Raw genomic sequence first — 16,377 nt, forward strand, 5'->3', positions numbered from 1 at the left:
AAAATAATCTCTTATCTGTTTTTATAAAAGTCTACTCAATAAAAAAAACGAGCCATTTTTAGCTCGTTTTCCACCACAAATATAAATTTATTTATGGACTTTAAAACGTAATGCATCATCCATATACGTTTTCTCACCCGCAGGTGCTTCTATAGAACCAAACACCAATTGCGCTCGTAATTTCCATGTTGACGGAATATCCCATTCTGCATGGACTTGCTCATCCACAATCGGATTATAATGCTGTAAAGATGCACCTAATCCATCAGCCGTCAAAGCTGACCATGTTGCAAACTGTGCAATGGCTGTAGAGTGTTCAGCCCAAATTGGAAAGTTGTCCGCATAAGATGGAAATTGTGCTTGTAATGCTTTAACAACGTCTAAATCTTCCAAAAATAAAACCGTTCCAAAACCGGCTTTAAAACTATCAATACGTGCATTGGTTCTTGCAGCGCCTGCTTCATCTTTGGCATAGGCTTGTAATTTTTCTTTTACCATTTCCCAAAACTTTTCATGATGTGCATTGAATAAAATCACAGCACGTGAAGATTGTGAATTAAAAGAAGATGGACTTTGCTTGATTGCAGTTTGGATCAAATCAGTAAGTTGCTCTGGTGTTTGTTTTACATCACGACCAATCGCATAAATGGTGCGTCTATTTTGAATTAAATCTAAAAACTGATTCGACATTTTTAAAATTCCTTTGATATATCCTCGGGGAAATACGAGACCAATCACTAAAATTATTTAGAAATAATCAACAATCTACAAAATGTAGTGTCTACCTATTGCTATACTTTTATTAGAACAAAAAATTAATGCCAATTCACCTTAAGTATTGATAAGAATTGTAGATCGGGTATTGGATGATCAAAATTTAAGTAAAAAATAAAAAAACCAATGAATAAAAGATGACTCATTGGCTCTGTTTGAATTGAATATCTTGCAGCAAAATAATAAGGCGTTATTGATTAAAATTTTGCGTTTAATACATTCTCTTTCATTTGATTTTTCCAAATTTGACGTAAAGTAGGTAAATAGAATTTTTCACCTAACTCAACCAATTCAGCATCAATCAAAGCATGAATTTCATGTATAAATAAATAATCTAACTCTACTGTTGTCAATTGCTTTTGTGCTTTGGCAAACTCTTTCCGTTTGGCTTGTGCTTTTTTTACCAATTGATCAGCATAGTTTTTATCTTTAAATTTGCTAATCGCTTGTAAACGTAATTCAATCACGCCCCAACCACTCAGTAAGAGTTTAAATATTTCAAAATCCTGACTGGTTGATTCCCATGTCATCTTTTCTAGATCTTCGTCTGATGGCAAAACAGGTAATAATAATTCCATGACACTTGGGAAAATTTTCTTAAAATTCAAAATAAATTTAACAGGATGTTCACCTGGATAATCCTTAAATTGCACATTTTTCTGAACATCCGTCAAATATATATCTAGCATAACCAACCATCAGCAATAAAATTCTAGTGCGTATTGTACGCACTTCATTTCTAGATAGAAACTATTGCTGATGATTTCTGTACAGTTTGTGATTACTTATGGTGCTTACTTTGCATTTGGATGCACCATTTTTTCAGGTTGTACCACTTCATCAAACTGTTCAGCAGTGACTAGCCCAAGCTCAACCGCAACTTCTTTGAGGGTTTTACCTTGCTTATAAGCAGTTTTTGCCACTTTTGCTGCATTTTCATAGCCAATCACAGGGTTTAAAGCTGTTACCAACATCAGTGAGTTATGTAAGAAATAGTCGATTTTTTCACGATTTGGTTCAATCCCAACCGCACAATGCTCATCAAAACTATTACATGCATCACCTAACAGTTGAATGGACTGAATTAAATTATATGCAATGACTGGCATATAGACATTTAACTCAAAGTTACCTGATGCGCCTGCAAAGTTGATCGTGGTGTCATTGCCCATCACCTGTGCAACCACCATAGTCATTGCTTCACATTGAGTTGGGTTAACTTTACCCGGCATGATACTTGAACCAGGCTCATTTTCAGGGATGTGTATTTCTCCAAAACCACAACGTGGCCCACTGGCTAACCAGCGAATATCATTGGCAATTTTATTTAAACTTGCTGCCAATGTTTTAAGCGCGCCTGAGGCAAATACCGCAGCATCTCGTCCTGCCAAAGCTTCAAATTTATTTGGGTTAGTTACAAATGCTAAGCTTGTTAATTGTGCCAATTGCGCAGCGGCTTTTTCTGCATAATCTGGATGCGCATTTAAACCTGTACCAACGGCTGTACCACCAAGTGGCAACTCATATAACCACACCAAAGCTTGTTCTAGACGTTTAATGCCATTGTCGAGTTGTTGTACATAGCCACTAAATTCTTGCCCTAAGGTCAATGGCGTTGCATCTTGTAAATGGGTACGTCCAATTTTTACAATATCTTGAAATTCTTGTGATTTTAAGTTCAGCGTGTTGCGCAAACGTTTAACTGCAGGAATCAATAACTCATTAATATGTAGTGCTGCTGCAATATGAATCGCAGTGGGAAATGAATCATTGGTCGATTGTGCTCGATTGACATGATCATTTGGATGTACTGGTTTTTGTGAACCAAGTGGATTACCTAATTTTTGATTAGCGATATTGGCAATCACCTCATTACAGTTCATGTTACTTTGCGTACCTGAACCTGTTTGCCACACAACTAATGGAAATTGACTGTCCCATTTTCCAGAAATTACTTCATCTGCTGCATCAACAATATATTTAGCAAGTTCATCTGGAATTTGTTTGAGTTCGGCATTGGTGATGGCTGCGGCTTTTTTAACTAAGCCCATTGCCCGAATCATTGGGCGAGGCAAATGCTCATTGCCTATTTTAAAGTTTTGCACACTACGCTGTGTTTGCGCACCCCAAAGTGCTTCACTTGGAACTTCCACATCGCCCATAGTGTCATGTTCAATACGTGTCTGCATAGTAACCTCTTTTAAATTTAGATGATGAGCATATGATCAATATATTAAAGATTCATGCTAATCAATAATATTACAATTATAAACAATAATCATTATCAAATAAATTCTATCTATCCATTGTTTAATGTGTTTTGATAAAATTTCCATTCATCTTGAATCATTTTATTGATCGGACGTTTAGCTGTCCATTTCAAGATATTTTCTGCTTTTTTGCTGCTTGATCCCATCTGTGCAAGCTCTTCGTATTTATATACGGCATCAACTGTTTTAATTTCTGCTGAAGTCACCTCAGCCACGGTATTAATCAATTGTTGAATCGAACTTTGCTCACCTGCGATATCAAAAGCTTCGCAGACATTAAATTGGCTTTGTAACCAAAATAAACTCGCTTGAACCGCCTCACATACATCAAGCACATGCACAAAACTACGTTCTACTGTGCCATCTTTGGTATCCGCTTGATTTTGTAACTCAATTACATCACGCTGCCCTGCTGCAACTTGTAATAGCATGGGAACGATATTTTTAGGCAATGGGTTAACAAACTCGCCTAAAATTCCATGTTCAAACGCCCCAACCGTATTGGCTAAACGTAAAATTGCAATTCGCCATTCATTGTCCGTTTTACAGGTATCTTGGATAATTTCTTCGATCATCTGTTGTGATTTAATATAGGGATTTGGGTAAGCATAATTAAAATCGAGTTGTTCATTTAATCCCAAGCTGGATTTTCCATACACGGCTAAACTCGATAAATGTACCAAAGTCCGCACGCCAGTACGTTGCATCGAACGCAATAAGCTCATGATACAACTGACATTATCATTATAGTATTCAAGCGGTTTAAGTTTAGACTCTTCGATAGATTTAAAGCCTGCGGTATGCACCACTGCATCAATAGAATATTGCTCAAAAACTTTATTTAAAGCAGGTGTATTTCTCACATCAATTTTTACAAATGGAATATACATTCCAGAAATATATTCAAGTCGTTCTAAAGTTTGTAAATTTCCGTTGGCTAAGTTATCCACAATGACGACTTCTTGCCCTTGAGCAAGCAAGCTAATCACCACATGCGAGCCAATAAAGCCTAAACCACCAGTCACTAAAATCATTGTATACTACCTATTGTTATCAAGTGTAAATGACGCTGTCTTTATCATCTATTCTTCAAGTGAAGCTTCAATGAGTACTTTATTACTAATTACCTCTGCACCAAGTTCGATCCATGCTTGGCATGCTTTAGGGCTTGCCCAAGCCTTACAAGCAAAAAATCAAGATTTTCGTATCTTCTTCTATCAAGATGGTGTAATTATTGCCAATAATTTGCAATGGCTGCCCGATGATCAACGAAATTTGCTTAAAGAATGGCAAAAACTAACGGTGCGTTTACCTGTTTGTGTCAGTGCTGCCTTAGCGCGTGGCATCACTGATCAAGAAAATGCAAAACGCCATCAAATTCCAACACATAACCTTGCAGAGGGTTTTGAGTTGGTCGGTCTGGGAGAACTCGCAGATGCGGTTGAATCCTGTGACCGCCTACTTCAATTCTAGGATGTTATATTCAATTAAGTGTTGCAATTCAAAGGTAAATTGTGTGAAAACTGTACTCGTTATTATAACCCAAGCAAACCTCACTTCATTGCAGGTAACTGAAAGCATTTCTGCCACGATGGTGCTCGCCACTTTTGGGAGTAAAGTCAAAGTCTTAGTCAAGGATGCTGCGCTGAGTTTACTAAAATCTGAGCTTGATTTTGATGATCTAAAACATGCCTTTAAATTAGCCTCAAATATGCTGGATAGTTTTGAATTTTATGATTTAACGCCTGTTTTAGTAGAAAATAAGGATAAAAACTCGCCTTTCGTTACGCAATCTCAACAAGAAATTGAATTTATTGATTTAAATCCAACGTTTATCCAATCTTTTGATCATGTGCTGTATTGGTAATTGTTTGCTAAAGATTTTAAAAATGAAGAGAAATTAAAATGTCAGAACACACTCTATTTTTGGTTCAATCCGAGTTTGCTAAAACCAATACATGCCTAGATCAGTTATGCCAGATGGCGACAGCACAAGATACGATCATATTAATGGGAGATGCCGTATTATTTACACAAGATGTGCGTTTAAAAACATATTCTGTTGTTTATATACTTGAAACTGAAATGGATTTAATCGCAGACTCTTTGCCAAAACATATTAAAGTACTTTCTTATGCAGCTTTTGCTGACTTAGTTTTAGACTTTAAACGCTGTATTCGTTTAAAATAGTAATTTTCTCCCATTTTAAAATGAGTTTAGCTCATTTGCTTAGGCCATTTTATGAATTTAGAACTTGATCACGATGGACATTTGCTTGATTATACGGTTTGGAATGAAGACGTTGCGCAACAACTTGCTCAAAGTCTAGAGCTAGAATTAACTGCATGGCACTTTGAGGTTTTACACGCAGTACGTCAATTCTATGCGCAATTTGGTCACTCGCCTGCGACACGCCCTTTAATTAAATTTTTAATGAAAAATATCAGTGCAGACATTAACAATGCAGTGCTGCAAGAAAGATTTCATACAGGTTTAGTGGCACGTCATTTAAGTCGTTTAGCGGGTATTCCTAAACCTGCAAACTGCTTATAACTTTGAAAATATTTAAATTAAACTTGTTTTTTTGTCATACGTTGCATAAGCACCGAATTAAAAACAGGTTTTATCTGCTGTGCATCTAACAATTCACCACAGTCTGAACACACTAAAACTGGTTTTAACACGTGCTGACAAGTACGATGCACAAAATGCACCATCGGTGCTGGATCAGTTTTCATCCATTGATCTGACCAATTTGCCATCGTTAATAATAAGGGATAGAGCGCTTGCCCTTTTTCGGTCAAACAGTACTCAAAACGTTGTTGGCGATCTTGATAAGGCGTTTTCACTAAAACGCCATGTTCAACCAAACGTTTCAGGCGCTCAGATAAAACATGACGTGTGACACCCAAATTTTGCTGAAAATCATCAAAACGGCGAATTCCCATAAATGCATTTCGAATAATCAAAAATGTCCAACGATCCCCAATCACAGATAAAGTCCGTGCAATTGGACAAGGTTGTTCACCGATTTCATCCCATTTCATTATTGGCTCAAATTTTTAACTTATATTTTACTGTAATGATCCTGTGATGTTTTTAAAAGTATTATTTATAAGTAAATGCCAATATTTGTCTAAAAAATTTATCTATTTTTAAATTTTCTCTTTAACTTTATTTATCTTGGAAATAGTTAAATATTTAAATTTCAAGTTATTTTTCAAAATATGATATTTTTTGCAATTACATTATAATGACACTGTATATCTTTAAAATATACATTTATTTTTTAAAATAATTTTCTTTATATCTTTGAAACTAAATATATTTTAAATTTGATATTCACTATTTCTCACTATAAACTTTGAACAAGGTTTAGTTAATCAAGAATAAAAGACATGACGAATTCAGCTAATTTAAATTGCACTAGTGAAGTAATAAATCTATCCTCGACTCCAGATGAAGATACTGAAATTGTTCGTGTTCCAAAATCACAAGTAAATGAAGTCAAACAATATTTAAATAACAAAGCACAAAAGCAAAAAATTAGAGAAGTTGCCTCTATTTCAATTTTTGAATGTAAAACCTCGGCAGCTATTCCATTGGCTCAAAGTAAAATTGCAGCAGGTTTGCCCTCTCCTGTACAAGATTACACAGAGCAATCCATTGATTTTAATGAATATCTAATTCGCAACCCAAATACTACTTTTGTTGTCAAAGTTGCATCGTTGTCGATGTTAGGTGCAGGGATCGATGTTGATGATGATTTGATTGTAGATCGCAGCATTCCTGCAAAAAACCGCAATATTGTGGTGGCTTTAGTGGACAATGATTTTACAGTTAAGCGTCTAATGATTGAGGGTGAGAAAAAATGGTTACAAGCCGAAAATCCAGAATTTCCAGATATTCACTTTAATGATGGTCAAGAAATGGTGATCTGGGGTGTGGTAACACGTGTGATCAAAAATTTAAAATAAGGCTATCTATGCTCAAATTATAGCAATTTGAGCATTTGTCGATCTCTTTGGGTTAAGCCTAAAACTTTTCTACGCATTTGAATTTCTTCTTCAGAATAAGGTAAATGTTGACATAATTCCTGAAGAGATAAGTAATGATGTTCTATCAAATAACAGTCTTGGTCTGTCGTCCACGATGAGTGATATATTTGATTTTTCTGAGTGCGATGATTTTTCATTGCACGATAATAGCAAATTTTTTAGATGATTTTATTTTTTGATCACTTCATTTTATAGTGATATTGTGACTGTAATTTGTCTCAACAATCATTTGCATCAAATTTTGCAAAATATACAAAAACCTTAATTTCGTCCAACATTTTACTACTTCTTTTCACCTTGTTTTTGATATTGTAATTTTTAAAACCTTTGAATTGATTTAATATTGCAACTTGCTCATGTTATCCTACTTTTATGGATGTAAAAATCATATTCCTCGCATGTATATTTATGACACTAAATCAATATGATCCAGACTAAAGGATGTCGCTTTTTTGTATGAATAGTCTATTAAAGTGGTTCGAAAATCGTGTTGATCCCTATCCCAATGAAGGACTCAATGAGCCCTTACCTAAAACTTTCTTTGCGTTTGTTTGGCAATCTGCTTTTGGCGTAAAAAAGTATTTGGTTTTATTGATTTTATTTACTGCTGCAACGGCAAGTTTTGAAGCGATTTTTTTCTCACAAATTGGACATCTAGTAGATTGGTTAACGCAATCTACACCTGAGAGTTTTATTGAAAATCACAAGAATAATCTAATTATTTTATCTTTATTTTTAATTGGTAATATTTTCTTTGCCAATATGCAATCCATCATTCGCCATCAAATATTGTACAGTAGCTTTCCAATGCGTTTGCGTTGGCGTTTTCATAATTTGCTATTAGGTCAAGGACTAGATTTTTTTCATAATGATTTTGCTGGCCGTTTATCTGCAAAAGTGATGCAAACTGCTTTGGCAGTCCGTGAGTTTTGGGTAATTCTCGGCGATATGCTGACCTATGTGATTATATACTTTATTACCATTAGTGTTGTTTTAGGTGCTGTTTCTCCTATTTTACTGATTCCATTGCTGATTTGGTTAGCTCTTTTTATTTGTGCTGCTTATTATTTCATTCCCCGTTTAGGTGCGATTTCTAAACAACAAGCGGATGCACGTGCAGAAATGACAGGACGTGTTACAGATGCTTATACCAATATTCAAACGGTAAAACTGTTTGCACATGCAGGTCGTGAAAGCCAGTATGCCAAAGCTTCTATGCAAAAATTTATGCTGACTGTGTTTCATCAGATGCGTTTAGGTTCAATGTATGAAATTTGCATTAATTTACTGACTTTTGTTCTGTTTTTTGGGGTGCTTGGCACAGCAGTTTGGTTGTGGCTAGAAGGTCATGCAGCCATCGGTGTGATCGCAGCGACCACAGCCATGATTTTAAAGCTCAACAGTATGGCTGAGTTTATGATGTGGCAAACCTCAATGTTATTTGAAAATATTGGGACAATTCAAGATGGTATGAATACCCTAGGCAAACCCATTAAAATTCAAGACAAACCAGATGCTAAACCACTACAGATTCAACATGGCAATATTAATTTTGAAGATGTCAGCTTTGCTTATAATAATAAAAACGTGATTGATCATTTTAATTTAGACATCAAACCTGGCGAAAAAATTGGCATCGTTGGACGTTCTGGTGCAGGAAAATCAACTCTCATTCAACTACTTTTGCACTTTTACGATATCAACCATGGTCGCATTTCTATTGATGGACAAAACATTGAAGATGTCACTCAAGATAGCTTGAGAAAAAATATAGCTTTGGTCACACAAGATACTTCTCTATTACACCGTACTGTGGCAGAAAATATTAAATATGGTCGCCCAGATGCAAGTGATGAAGAAATGTTTGAAGCGGTGAGAAAAGCCAAAGCAGAAGAGTTTATTCCTCAGCTTTCTGACCTACGTGGACGTACAGGATATGATGCTTTTGTCGGTGAACGTGGCGTAAAACTGTCTGGGGGTCAACGTCAACGTATTGCGATTGCTCGTGTATTTCTAAAGGATGCACCGATTTTAATCTTAGATGAAGCAACCAGTGCTTTAGACTCAGAAGTAGAGGCAGCAATTCAGTCAAGCTTAAATGATTTAATGCAAAATAAAACTGTGATTGCGATTGCACATCGTTTATCCACCATTGCACAAATGGACAGATTAATTGTTTTAGATCAAGGTAAAATCGTTGAGCAAGGGACACATGATGAGTTAATTGCTCAAAACGGTATTTATGCACACTTGTGGCAAAGACAAACAGGTGGCTTTTTGATAGAACAACAGCGTATGAAAGAAAAGGAAGATGAATAAATGTTGTATTTAGAAGATCTAAACGTGGGTGACCAATTTAAAAGTCGTGAATACGAAATTACGTTGGCAGAAGTTTTAGATTTTGCACAAAAATACGATCCGCAAGTGTTTCATACAGATCCTGAAAAAGCCAAAGATCACCCTATTTTTAAAGGCTTAGCAGCGAGTGGCTGGCATACATCTGCTATTGTTATGCGCTTATGGACAGAATGTTTTCCTGTAGCGTATGGTTTGATTGGTTCAGATTCAAGCTTACGCTGGCCTCGCCCAACCCGTGTCGGTGATAAAATCTCTGTTGAAGTTGAAATTGTGTCCATTACCCCATCGAAAACAAAAACAGATCGTGGTATTGTCAGTTACATTACTCAGGCAAAAAATCAGCACCATGATGTGTTACTGATTTCTACCACAAAAATTGTAGTTTTTAAAAAAGACTTTGATAAACTTTAATCACTCAGTTGTCTTACAATTTTTTCATTATTTTTTTAAAATCATGACAATATGCACACTAAGAACATATGTTGAGAGCAACGGATAGCATATGAAGAATACTTCAGCTCGCCAAGATCAGGGAATTCCTGGTGTTTATGGACTTTTATTATTAGATATCGTATCTCGATGGGGATACAGCGCTGAAACTTTTTTTGCGCCATTTCCTTTTAAAAGTGAACAATTGGCTGAGCCTGATTTTCGTATCCCTACGCCTATGGCCAATGAATTGGTCAAACACGCTTTAAAACTGACGGGTGAAAGTACGCTTGGCTATCATATTGGGACACAAATGCGGATCTCAATTCATGGCTTTATTGGTTATGCGATTATGACTGCCAATGACATCACGGATGCCTTAGTACTTGCCAATCGTTTTATTCAACTGCGCATGCCCTTTTTACAATTGTATTTTTCCACTTTTGGAGAAAAAGCCACCTTACAATTGCAATGTGATATTGATATTGAACCCTTGAGAACTGAAATTGTCATGGGCTTAACTTTCGGTATTATGACCATGGCAAGAGCTTTGACTGGCATTGATAATTTACAAGGTGATATTGATTTTGATTTTCCAAAACCTGAAGGCTTTGATAAATATATAGAAAAATTACAAAATCGTTATCAAATGCGTTTTGAACAACCACATTTGATTGCAAGTTTTGACAAGTCTTATTTGGGTTTAAAAATGGTCAATGCTGACCCAATTGCCAGTCAAATTGCGATTAATCAATGTGAGGCTGAATTGTCTGCGATTGGTGAACGTCGCCGTTTATCGATGCGTGTACGTGATATTTTGACGCATTCTGAACAACACTACCTCAGCATTGAAAATGTAGCCGAACGTTTGCATATGTCTGATCGCACTTTAAAGCGTCAACTCGCAGCAGAAGGCACCTCTTTTTCCACTTTGGTAGATGAAGTACGTTATCGTCATGCGACCTCATTATTGTCCAGAACAGACTATACACTTGAGCAAATCGCTGATGAACTCGGTTATAGCGATGTTGCCAATTTCAGTCGTGCCTTTAAACGTTGGAGCGGACGTAGCCCAAGCAATTGGCGTAAAGACCCGTATTTATAACAGTTTTAAATCTTTTGTTTTGTCACAAAACCCTGTATAACACGTAGAAAAATAAATTGAAGCTTTAAGGAGTCATCATGAATCATCCTTCTGAACTGAAGTATGCTGCAACCCATGAATGGGTACGTATCGAAGGCGATCTAATCGTTACGGGTATTTCCGATCATGCGCAAGATGCGCTCGGTGACCTTGTCTATGTAGAAAGTCCAGAAGTTGGTCGTCAAGTGACTGCTGGGGAAGCTGTAGGTGTAGTCGAGTCAGTAAAAACAGCATCAGATATTCATGCACCAATTTCTGGTACTGTCGTTGAAATCAACGAAGCGCTTGATGATGACCCTGATTTTGTCAATGATGAACCGTATGGCAAAGGTTGGATCTATAAAATCAAAGCAGATAATCTTGCTGATGTAGAAAAACTACTCAGTCATACTGAATACGAAGCAGGTTTATAAAACTTACTGCGCAAATAACCGTATAAATGAAAAAGGAATCATCATGATTCCTTTTTTGCATTATCAAAGATGATATTTCAACTATACTCTTTCTTGCCAGTGTATTAAAATTAAACATCTTTTCTCATTAAATGACTTTTTAAAGTCTTTTAAATCTCCCTCAATACTCAGGTAATTTATGTCAACTGTAAATGCACAACATTTATGGAATAAATCCTTTATTCTTTGTTTAGCCAACAACTTATTTTTATTTATTTTTTACTTTGCACAAACCACGATCTTACCCATTTATATTTTAAATGACTTAGGTGGAAGTTTAGCCCAAGCGGGTTTGGCAATGACCTTATTTATGCTGTCATCTATCGCAGTTCGCCCTTTTAGTGGATTAATCATCGAAAAACTTGGGCGAAAAAAAACCTTATACATTTCTGAAACACTTTTTTGCTTATTTGCAGTGGCTTATTTACTAGCTGATAATTTAACCATGCTAATGATTATCCGCTTTTTACATGGGATTTGGTTCAGCATTTTAACTACAGTCACTGTTCCAATTGCAAATGACTTCATACCAGAACAACAAAAAGGCGAAGGTATGGGCTATTTTGTAATGTCCATCAATCTCGGTATTGTACTAGGACCTTTAATTGGCTTAACCTTGATTCAATCTACGTCATATCTGACTGTGACAGCAATTTTAGCTGGCGTTATTTGTTTAGGTTTTGCCTTATGCTTTTTGATTCCTATTCAGCAAACAGCCATGACATCAGTTAGCATAAAAAATAGAAAGTTAAATATTCATGATTTTGTTGAAAAAAATGCGATTCCTGTGTCTATCATGGCAATGATCACGTCATTTTCATATGCCAGTATCATGTCATTTATTTCTACTTTTGCAGAATCAAAACACTTACTTGCCTATGCGAGTGCCTTCTTTGTCGTTTTTGCGATCTCTATGATGAGCCTACGCCCAATTACAGGAAAAGTTTATGATCGTAAAGGTGCAAATTATGTGATTTATCCAGCAATTGCTCTATTTGCAATAGGCTTGGTTGTTTTAAGTCAAGTTGAAAATGTCAGTGGTTTCCTTATTGCTGCTGTGTTGATAGGTATGGGTTTTGGTTCAGCGCAACCTTGCTTACAAACCCTTGCCATTCAACGCTCACCTAAACAGCGAATCGGACATGCAACGTCTACTTTTTTTACCTGTTATGATATCGGGATTGCTCTGGGCTCTATTTTACTCGGTATGATCATTGCGGATTTTGGCTATAGTTTTACTTATTTACTGTGTGCAATGATCACCGCATGTAGCTTAATTTTCTATAAATTTATCGTAAATCACAAAGTAGTAATATAAAAAACGACAAATAAAATTGAGCCGTTAAATGCGGCTCATTTTTTATTTAAGACTAAAAATTTAAATCAATATTATCAAAAATAGAGCCGACTATATCTTTTGCACCTTTTCCCAGTTCCATCACCAGCTCAGTCAAATCAGTAAGATCAACACCTCCTAAACCATCCACACTCGAAGATTGCTGTTGTTCTTGCTCGGCTTGTTCTAACTGCTCTACATCGCCTTCTTTATTTATTACAGATTCTGTGGAAATAGATTCTTGCATAATTTTTTACTCTATTTTTAAAATCAACTTAATACAAAAATATCGGTTTGAATAGGAAGGTTGCAAATAAATATATTTTCTTAAGGTGGATTTCTGACAAGTCAAAATACACTATTTAAAATATTTTACTAAAAAATCAAAATTATTCACTGATATGAAAATAATTACTCATCCACAACATCGATAAAACTTGCGCCTAACACTTTGGCTAAATCTTGTGGTTTCACCCCAATATCCAACCCTCTTTTCCCGCCACTGACATACATGGTCATTAAACTTTCTGCACGTACATCGATCACTGTTTTTAAACGTTTTTTCTGCCCAACAGGACTGATCCCACCGACTAAATATCCTGTTAAGCGCTCAGCATCTTTCGGGTCTGCCATATGTAGTTTTTTCGCACCAAATGCCGCAGCGACTTTTTTCAAATTAAGTTGATGGCTTACAGGTAAAACAGCAACAAAATAATTTTTATCATCTGTCACCATCAAAGTCTTAAATACTTCTGCTACATTTAAAGCTAGTTTTTCTGCTGCCTCTAAACCAAAACTTTTTGCATTGACATCATGTTCATACTCATGGATTGAAAATTCGATTTTGTTTGATTTCAAAACTTTACATGCTGGTGTCATAATTTAAATTTTCAGTGAAAATAAGTGTTAATTATAAGCCATCTTTCTAAAAGATATTAAATTTGCTTAGGCTATTTTATCAGCACTTATTGTTATGTTTAGCAACTTTTTTCAGTAAGCGTTTATTTAAATTGAGTTAATCCTTTGTACTTTGTTATAGCCAATTCAAAATATTTAAATTAAAAAATTCAAGAAAATATAGAATAATCAATAAAATAAAGCCCCATTTTGGGGCTTCGTAGTTTACACACTGAAGTGTTTATAACTTTTCAACTAAAATTCGATCAATTTGCTTTAAACCTGTTTGCTTTTCATGATTTTTACGGCGAATTTTAATTTGCTTATCATCAGCTAAATCTTGTAATAACAACTCAACAGCAACCATTGACTCAAGTGGTAAATCCTGTCCAATCCACTTTTGCTCTCCTGCATCCATCAGGATAATTTCATCATTAATTTGATCATAAAGGCTCATATTTTCCTCACTTATGGCAAATGTTTCACCATATTTCAAGAACATTGGATGAATGGCACAACTATATACCTTTTGCTAAAAACTGCCAGTACAATTTGGTTATTTTACAAGCAATTTTAAAAGATATATCCAAAATAAAACGCCTCACGTGGAGGCGTTCCATATTTAACTTAAAAAGTTAAGCCGTTAATTCTTTTACAGCATTTACCACAGCTTCAGTGGTAATACCAAAGAATTGGAATAAGTCTTTTGCTGGTGCAGACTCACCATAAGTGGTCATACCGATCACTTTTCCATCTAAACCAACAAATTTCCACCAATAATCGACATGCGCTGCCTCAACCGCAACACGTGCGCGGATAGTTGCAGGAAGTACAGCTTCACGGTAAGCAGCATCTTGTTTCACAAACTCTTCAGCACATGGCATAGATACAACACGTACACCGTCAAGCTGTGCATATGCTTCCATTGCCAAGCTAACTTCAGAACCCGTTGCAATGATGATCGCTTTCAATTCGCCTTTTTCTTTCGCAAGAACATAACCACCTTTTGCAACGTCAGCAATTTGATCTGCTGTACGTGTTTGGAATGGCAAGTTTTGACGAGAGAAGATCAACGCTGTTGGGCCTTCCGAACGTAACAATGCAGATTTCCAAGAAATAGAAGCTTCTACAGTGTCACATGGACGCCAAGTATTTAAGTTTGGTGTACCACGAAGTGATGCAATTTGTTCTACAGGTTGATGTGTAGGACCATCTTCACCCAAACCGATTGAGTCATGCGTATAAACATGGATTACACGTTGTTTCATCAATGCAGACATACGTACTGCATTACGTGCATATTCCATGAACATGAGGAATGTTGCTACATAAGGAACGAAACCACCATGAAGTGCTACACCGTTCGCAATTGCAGTCATACCGAACTCACGTACACCATAATGCACGTAGTTACCCGCAGGATTAGATTCAACACCTTCTGCGCCTTTCCAAAGTGTAAGGTTCGAACCTGCAAGGTCAGCAGAACCGCCTAAAATTTCTGGAAGTTGTGGTGCAAATGCTTGGATTGCATTTTGGCTTGCTTTACGTGTAGCGATTGTTTCAGCTTTTGCATTGACTTCAGCGATATAAGCATCCGCTTTAGCAACAAAATCAGCAGGCAAATCACCATTTAAACGGCGTTTTAATTCAGCTGCTTCAGTTGGATATTTAGCTGCATACGCTGCAAAAACTTCATTCCAAGCTGCTTCAGATGCTGTACCTTTCGCTTTTGCATCCCAAGAAGTATAAACATCTTCAGGGATTACAAATGCTTCTTCAGTCCAACCTAAAGCTTCACGTGTTAATGCAATTTCGTCATTACCAAGTGGTGCACCGTGGCAATCTTCTTTACCTTGTTTATTTGGTGAACCTAAACCGATCACAGTTTTACAGATGATCAATGTCGGTTTAGCTGTTTCTGCACGAGCTTCAACAGTTGCAGCACGAATTGCATCGCTATCATGACCATCAACTTTGAGCACTTGCCAGCCGTAAGCTAGGAAACGCTGTTCTGTATCGTCAGAGAACCAACCTTCTACTTCACCATCAATAGAAATACCGTTGTCATCATAATATGCAACTAATTTTCCTAAACCTAAAGTTCCTGCAAGTGAACACGCTTCATGGGAAATACCTTCCATTAAGCAACCATCACCTAAGAAACAATATGTGAAGTGATCAACAACTTGAATATCTTCTTTGTTGAATTGAGCTGCTAAAGTTTTTTCAGCAAGCGCAAAACCAACTGCATTGGCGATCCCCTGACCCAATGGACCAGTTGTTGTTTCGATACCAGGCGCATAACCTAATTCAGGATGACCAGGTGTTTTAGAATGTAATTGACGGAATGATTTCAAATCTTCAATTGAAAGATCATAACCTGTCAAATGTAATAAAGCGTATTGAAGCATTGAACCATGACCATTCGACAATACAAAGCGGTCACGATTTGCCCATTGTGGATTGGTTGGGTTGTGGTTTAAAAATTCACGCCACACCACATCAGCAATATCAGCCATCCCCATTGGAGCACCTGGATGTCCAGAGTTCGCTTTTTGCACAGCATCCATTGCGAGTACACGAATTGCGTTTGCAATACGACGTTCATTCAGTGGGGTTGTCATAGATCAGAGTCCAATAAATTTGAAAATAGAACAAG

At 36.4% G+C, this 16,377-nt stretch carries 20 protein-coding genes; 10 read left to right on the plus strand and 10 right to left on the minus strand.

Going from position 1 to position 16,377, the window contains the following annotated elements; genetic code table 11:
* Positions 1-87: 87 nt before the first annotated feature.
* The 4 genes from HUS24_RS03770 to HUS24_RS03785 all read right to left on the minus strand — a co-directional run bounded on the left by HUS24_RS03770 (position 88) and on the right by HUS24_RS03785 (position 4,078).
* The gene (locus tag HUS24_RS03770) at positions 88-690 is read right to left on the minus strand and encodes a nitroreductase family protein (protein ID WP_173910699.1); all 603 of its coding nucleotides are present in this window, start codon (positions 688-690) and stop codon (positions 88-90) included.
* 281 nt (positions 691-971) lie between these two features.
* On the minus strand, positions 972-1,463 hold the full coding sequence (locus tag HUS24_RS03775) for a hypothetical protein (RefSeq protein ID WP_173910700.1): 492 nt from the start codon (positions 1,461-1,463) through the stop codon (positions 972-974).
* A gap of 105 nt (positions 1,464-1,568) precedes the next feature.
* The gene (gene fumC, locus HUS24_RS03780; RefSeq protein ID WP_173910701.1) at positions 1,569-2,963 is read right to left on the minus strand and encodes a class II fumarate hydratase; all 1,395 of its coding nucleotides are present in this window, start codon (positions 2,961-2,963) and stop codon (positions 1,569-1,571) included.
* Between the two features lie 110 nt (positions 2,964-3,073).
* Complete coding sequence (locus HUS24_RS03785) at positions 3,074-4,078, minus strand: SDR family NAD(P)-dependent oxidoreductase (RefSeq protein WP_173910702.1); 1,005 nt, start codon at positions 4,076-4,078, stop codon at positions 3,074-3,076.
* A 70-nt stretch (positions 4,079-4,148) separates the two neighbouring features.
* On the opposite strand from HUS24_RS03785, the gene tusD reads away from it, so the two are divergent.
* The 4 genes from tusD to HUS24_RS03805 are packed head-to-tail and all read left to right on the plus strand — an operon-like array spanning position 4,149 to position 5,597.
* The gene (gene tusD, locus HUS24_RS03790; protein WP_173910703.1) at positions 4,149-4,517 is read left to right on the plus strand and encodes a sulfurtransferase complex subunit TusD; all 369 of its coding nucleotides are present in this window, start codon (positions 4,149-4,151) and stop codon (positions 4,515-4,517) included.
* A 43-nt stretch (positions 4,518-4,560) separates the two neighbouring features.
* The gene (locus HUS24_RS03795) at positions 4,561-4,911 is read left to right on the plus strand and encodes a hypothetical protein (RefSeq protein WP_173910704.1); all 351 of its coding nucleotides are present in this window, start codon (positions 4,561-4,563) and stop codon (positions 4,909-4,911) included.
* A 38-nt stretch (positions 4,912-4,949) separates the two neighbouring features.
* Positions 4,950-5,234 carry a DsrH/TusB family sulfur metabolism protein gene (locus HUS24_RS03800; protein ID WP_173910705.1) on the plus strand — a complete coding sequence of 95 codons (285 nt, stop codon included), beginning with the start codon at positions 4,950-4,952 and terminating at the stop codon, positions 5,232-5,234.
* A 51-nt stretch (positions 5,235-5,285) separates the two neighbouring features.
* Positions 5,286-5,597, plus strand: coding sequence for a TusE/DsrC/DsvC family sulfur relay protein (locus tag HUS24_RS03805; protein ID WP_173910706.1), 312 nt, complete (start codon positions 5,286-5,288; stop codon positions 5,595-5,597).
* A gap of 17 nt (positions 5,598-5,614) precedes the next feature.
* On the opposite strand, the gene HUS24_RS03810 is transcribed toward HUS24_RS03805, so the two are convergent.
* Positions 5,615-6,091 carry a helix-turn-helix domain-containing protein gene (locus HUS24_RS03810; protein ID WP_173910707.1) on the minus strand — a complete coding sequence of 159 codons (477 nt, stop codon included), beginning with the start codon at positions 6,089-6,091 and terminating at the stop codon, positions 5,615-5,617.
* A gap of 351 nt (positions 6,092-6,442) precedes the next feature.
* Between HUS24_RS03810 and HUS24_RS03815 the strand changes: the two genes are divergently transcribed.
* On the plus strand, positions 6,443-7,021 hold the full coding sequence (locus tag HUS24_RS03815; RefSeq protein WP_173910708.1) for a LexA family transcriptional regulator: 579 nt from the start codon (positions 6,443-6,445) through the stop codon (positions 7,019-7,021).
* Between the two features lie 17 nt (positions 7,022-7,038).
* Here HUS24_RS03815 and HUS24_RS17005 read toward each other — a convergent pair whose 3' ends face one another.
* Positions 7,039-7,239 (minus strand): hypothetical protein, encoded by a 201-nt coding sequence (locus HUS24_RS17005; protein WP_254433797.1) that lies wholly within the window; start codon positions 7,237-7,239, stop codon positions 7,039-7,041.
* A gap of 319 nt (positions 7,240-7,558) precedes the next feature.
* On the opposite strand from HUS24_RS17005, the gene HUS24_RS03820 reads away from it, so the two are divergent.
* The 5 genes from HUS24_RS03820 to HUS24_RS03840 all read left to right on the plus strand — a co-directional run bounded on the left by HUS24_RS03820 (position 7,559) and on the right by HUS24_RS03840 (position 12,803).
* On the plus strand, positions 7,559-9,421 hold the full coding sequence (locus HUS24_RS03820) for an ABC transporter ATP-binding protein (RefSeq protein ID WP_173910709.1): 1,863 nt from the start codon (positions 7,559-7,561) through the stop codon (positions 9,419-9,421).
* Complete coding sequence (locus HUS24_RS03825) at positions 9,422-9,871, plus strand: MaoC family dehydratase (protein ID WP_173910710.1); 450 nt, start codon at positions 9,422-9,424, stop codon at positions 9,869-9,871.
* A 91-nt stretch (positions 9,872-9,962) separates the two neighbouring features.
* Entirely contained in the window at positions 9,963-10,994 is a 1,032-nt protein-coding gene (locus HUS24_RS03830) for an AraC family transcriptional regulator (protein WP_173910711.1), read from the plus strand.
* 77 nt (positions 10,995-11,071) lie between these two features.
* A complete protein-coding gene (gene gcvH, locus HUS24_RS03835) occupies positions 11,072-11,446 on the plus strand; it encodes a glycine cleavage system protein GcvH (RefSeq protein WP_173910712.1) in 375 nt (124 codons plus the stop codon).
* Between the two features lie 178 nt (positions 11,447-11,624).
* The gene (locus HUS24_RS03840) at positions 11,625-12,803 is read left to right on the plus strand and encodes an MFS transporter (protein WP_173910713.1); all 1,179 of its coding nucleotides are present in this window, start codon (positions 11,625-11,627) and stop codon (positions 12,801-12,803) included.
* Positions 12,804-12,855: 52 nt separating this feature from the next.
* On the opposite strand, the gene HUS24_RS03845 is transcribed toward HUS24_RS03840, so the two are convergent.
* From HUS24_RS03845 to tkt, 4 genes are all read right to left on the minus strand, one after another.
* Positions 12,856-13,068 (minus strand): hypothetical protein, encoded by a 213-nt coding sequence (locus HUS24_RS03845; RefSeq protein ID WP_173910714.1) that lies wholly within the window; start codon positions 13,066-13,068, stop codon positions 12,856-12,858.
* A 164-nt stretch (positions 13,069-13,232) separates the two neighbouring features.
* Positions 13,233-13,700, minus strand: a complete 468-nt coding sequence (gene ybaK, locus HUS24_RS03850) for a Cys-tRNA(Pro) deacylase (RefSeq protein ID WP_173910715.1) — start codon at positions 13,698-13,700, stop codon at positions 13,233-13,235.
* 259 nt (positions 13,701-13,959) lie between these two features.
* Positions 13,960-14,175, minus strand: a complete 216-nt coding sequence (locus tag HUS24_RS03855) for a hypothetical protein (protein WP_065995319.1) — start codon at positions 14,173-14,175, stop codon at positions 13,960-13,962.
* Between the two features lie 178 nt (positions 14,176-14,353).
* Positions 14,354-16,342 carry a transketolase gene (tkt, locus tag HUS24_RS03860; RefSeq protein WP_173910716.1) on the minus strand — a complete coding sequence of 663 codons (1,989 nt, stop codon included), beginning with the start codon at positions 16,340-16,342 and terminating at the stop codon, positions 14,354-14,356.
* Positions 16,343-16,377: the final 35 nt, after the last annotated feature.

The organism is Acinetobacter sp. Marseille-Q1618 (assembly GCF_902809855.1).
In the GTDB taxonomy this organism is placed as follows: Bacteria; Pseudomonadota; Gammaproteobacteria; order Pseudomonadales; family Moraxellaceae; genus Acinetobacter.

Bases quoted from the DNA above. Each gene is read 5' to 3' on its own strand.
- HUS24_RS03770 (WP_173910699.1), bottom strand. From the start codon at position 690: ATGTCGAATCAGTTTTTAGATTTAATTCAAAATAGACGCACCATTTAT.
- HUS24_RS03775 (WP_173910700.1), bottom strand. From the start codon at position 1,463: ATGCTAGATATATATTTGACGGATGTTCAGAAAAATGTGCAATTTAAG.
- fumC (WP_173910701.1), bottom strand. From the start codon at position 2,963: ATGCAGACACGTATTGAACATGACACTATGGGCGATGTGGAAGTTCCA.
- HUS24_RS03785 (WP_173910702.1), bottom strand. From the start codon at position 4,078: ATGATTTTAGTGACTGGTGGTTTAGGCTTTATTGGCTCGCATGTGGTG.
- tusD (WP_173910703.1), top strand. From the start codon at position 4,149: ATGAGTACTTTATTACTAATTACCTCTGCACCAAGTTCGATCCATGCT.
- HUS24_RS03800 (WP_173910705.1), top strand. From the start codon at position 4,950: ATGTCAGAACACACTCTATTTTTGGTTCAATCCGAGTTTGCTAAAACC.
- HUS24_RS03805 (WP_173910706.1), top strand. From the start codon at position 5,286: ATGAATTTAGAACTTGATCACGATGGACATTTGCTTGATTATACGGTT.
- HUS24_RS03810 (WP_173910707.1), bottom strand. From the start codon at position 6,091: ATGAAATGGGATGAAATCGGTGAACAACCTTGTCCAATTGCACGGACT.
- HUS24_RS03815 (WP_173910708.1), top strand. From the start codon at position 6,443: ATGACGAATTCAGCTAATTTAAATTGCACTAGTGAAGTAATAAATCTA.
- HUS24_RS17005 (WP_254433797.1), bottom strand. From the start codon at position 7,239: ATGAAAAATCATCGCACTCAGAAAAATCAAATATATCACTCATCGTGG.
- HUS24_RS03820 (WP_173910709.1), top strand. From the start codon at position 7,559: ATGAATAGTCTATTAAAGTGGTTCGAAAATCGTGTTGATCCCTATCCC.
- HUS24_RS03825 (WP_173910710.1), top strand. From the start codon at position 9,422: ATGTTGTATTTAGAAGATCTAAACGTGGGTGACCAATTTAAAAGTCGT.
- HUS24_RS03830 (WP_173910711.1), top strand. From the start codon at position 9,963: ATGAAGAATACTTCAGCTCGCCAAGATCAGGGAATTCCTGGTGTTTAT.
- gcvH (WP_173910712.1), top strand. From the start codon at position 11,072: ATGAATCATCCTTCTGAACTGAAGTATGCTGCAACCCATGAATGGGTA.
- HUS24_RS03840 (WP_173910713.1), top strand. From the start codon at position 11,625: ATGTCAACTGTAAATGCACAACATTTATGGAATAAATCCTTTATTCTT.
- HUS24_RS03845 (WP_173910714.1), bottom strand. From the start codon at position 13,068: ATGCAAGAATCTATTTCCACAGAATCTGTAATAAATAAAGAAGGCGAT.
- ybaK (WP_173910715.1), bottom strand. From the start codon at position 13,700: ATGACACCAGCATGTAAAGTTTTGAAATCAAACAAAATCGAATTTTCA.
- HUS24_RS03855 (WP_065995319.1), bottom strand. From the start codon at position 14,175: ATGAGCCTTTATGATCAAATTAATGATGAAATTATCCTGATGGATGCA.
- tkt (WP_173910716.1), bottom strand. From the start codon at position 16,342: ATGACAACCCCACTGAATGAACGTCGTATTGCAAACGCAATTCGTGTA.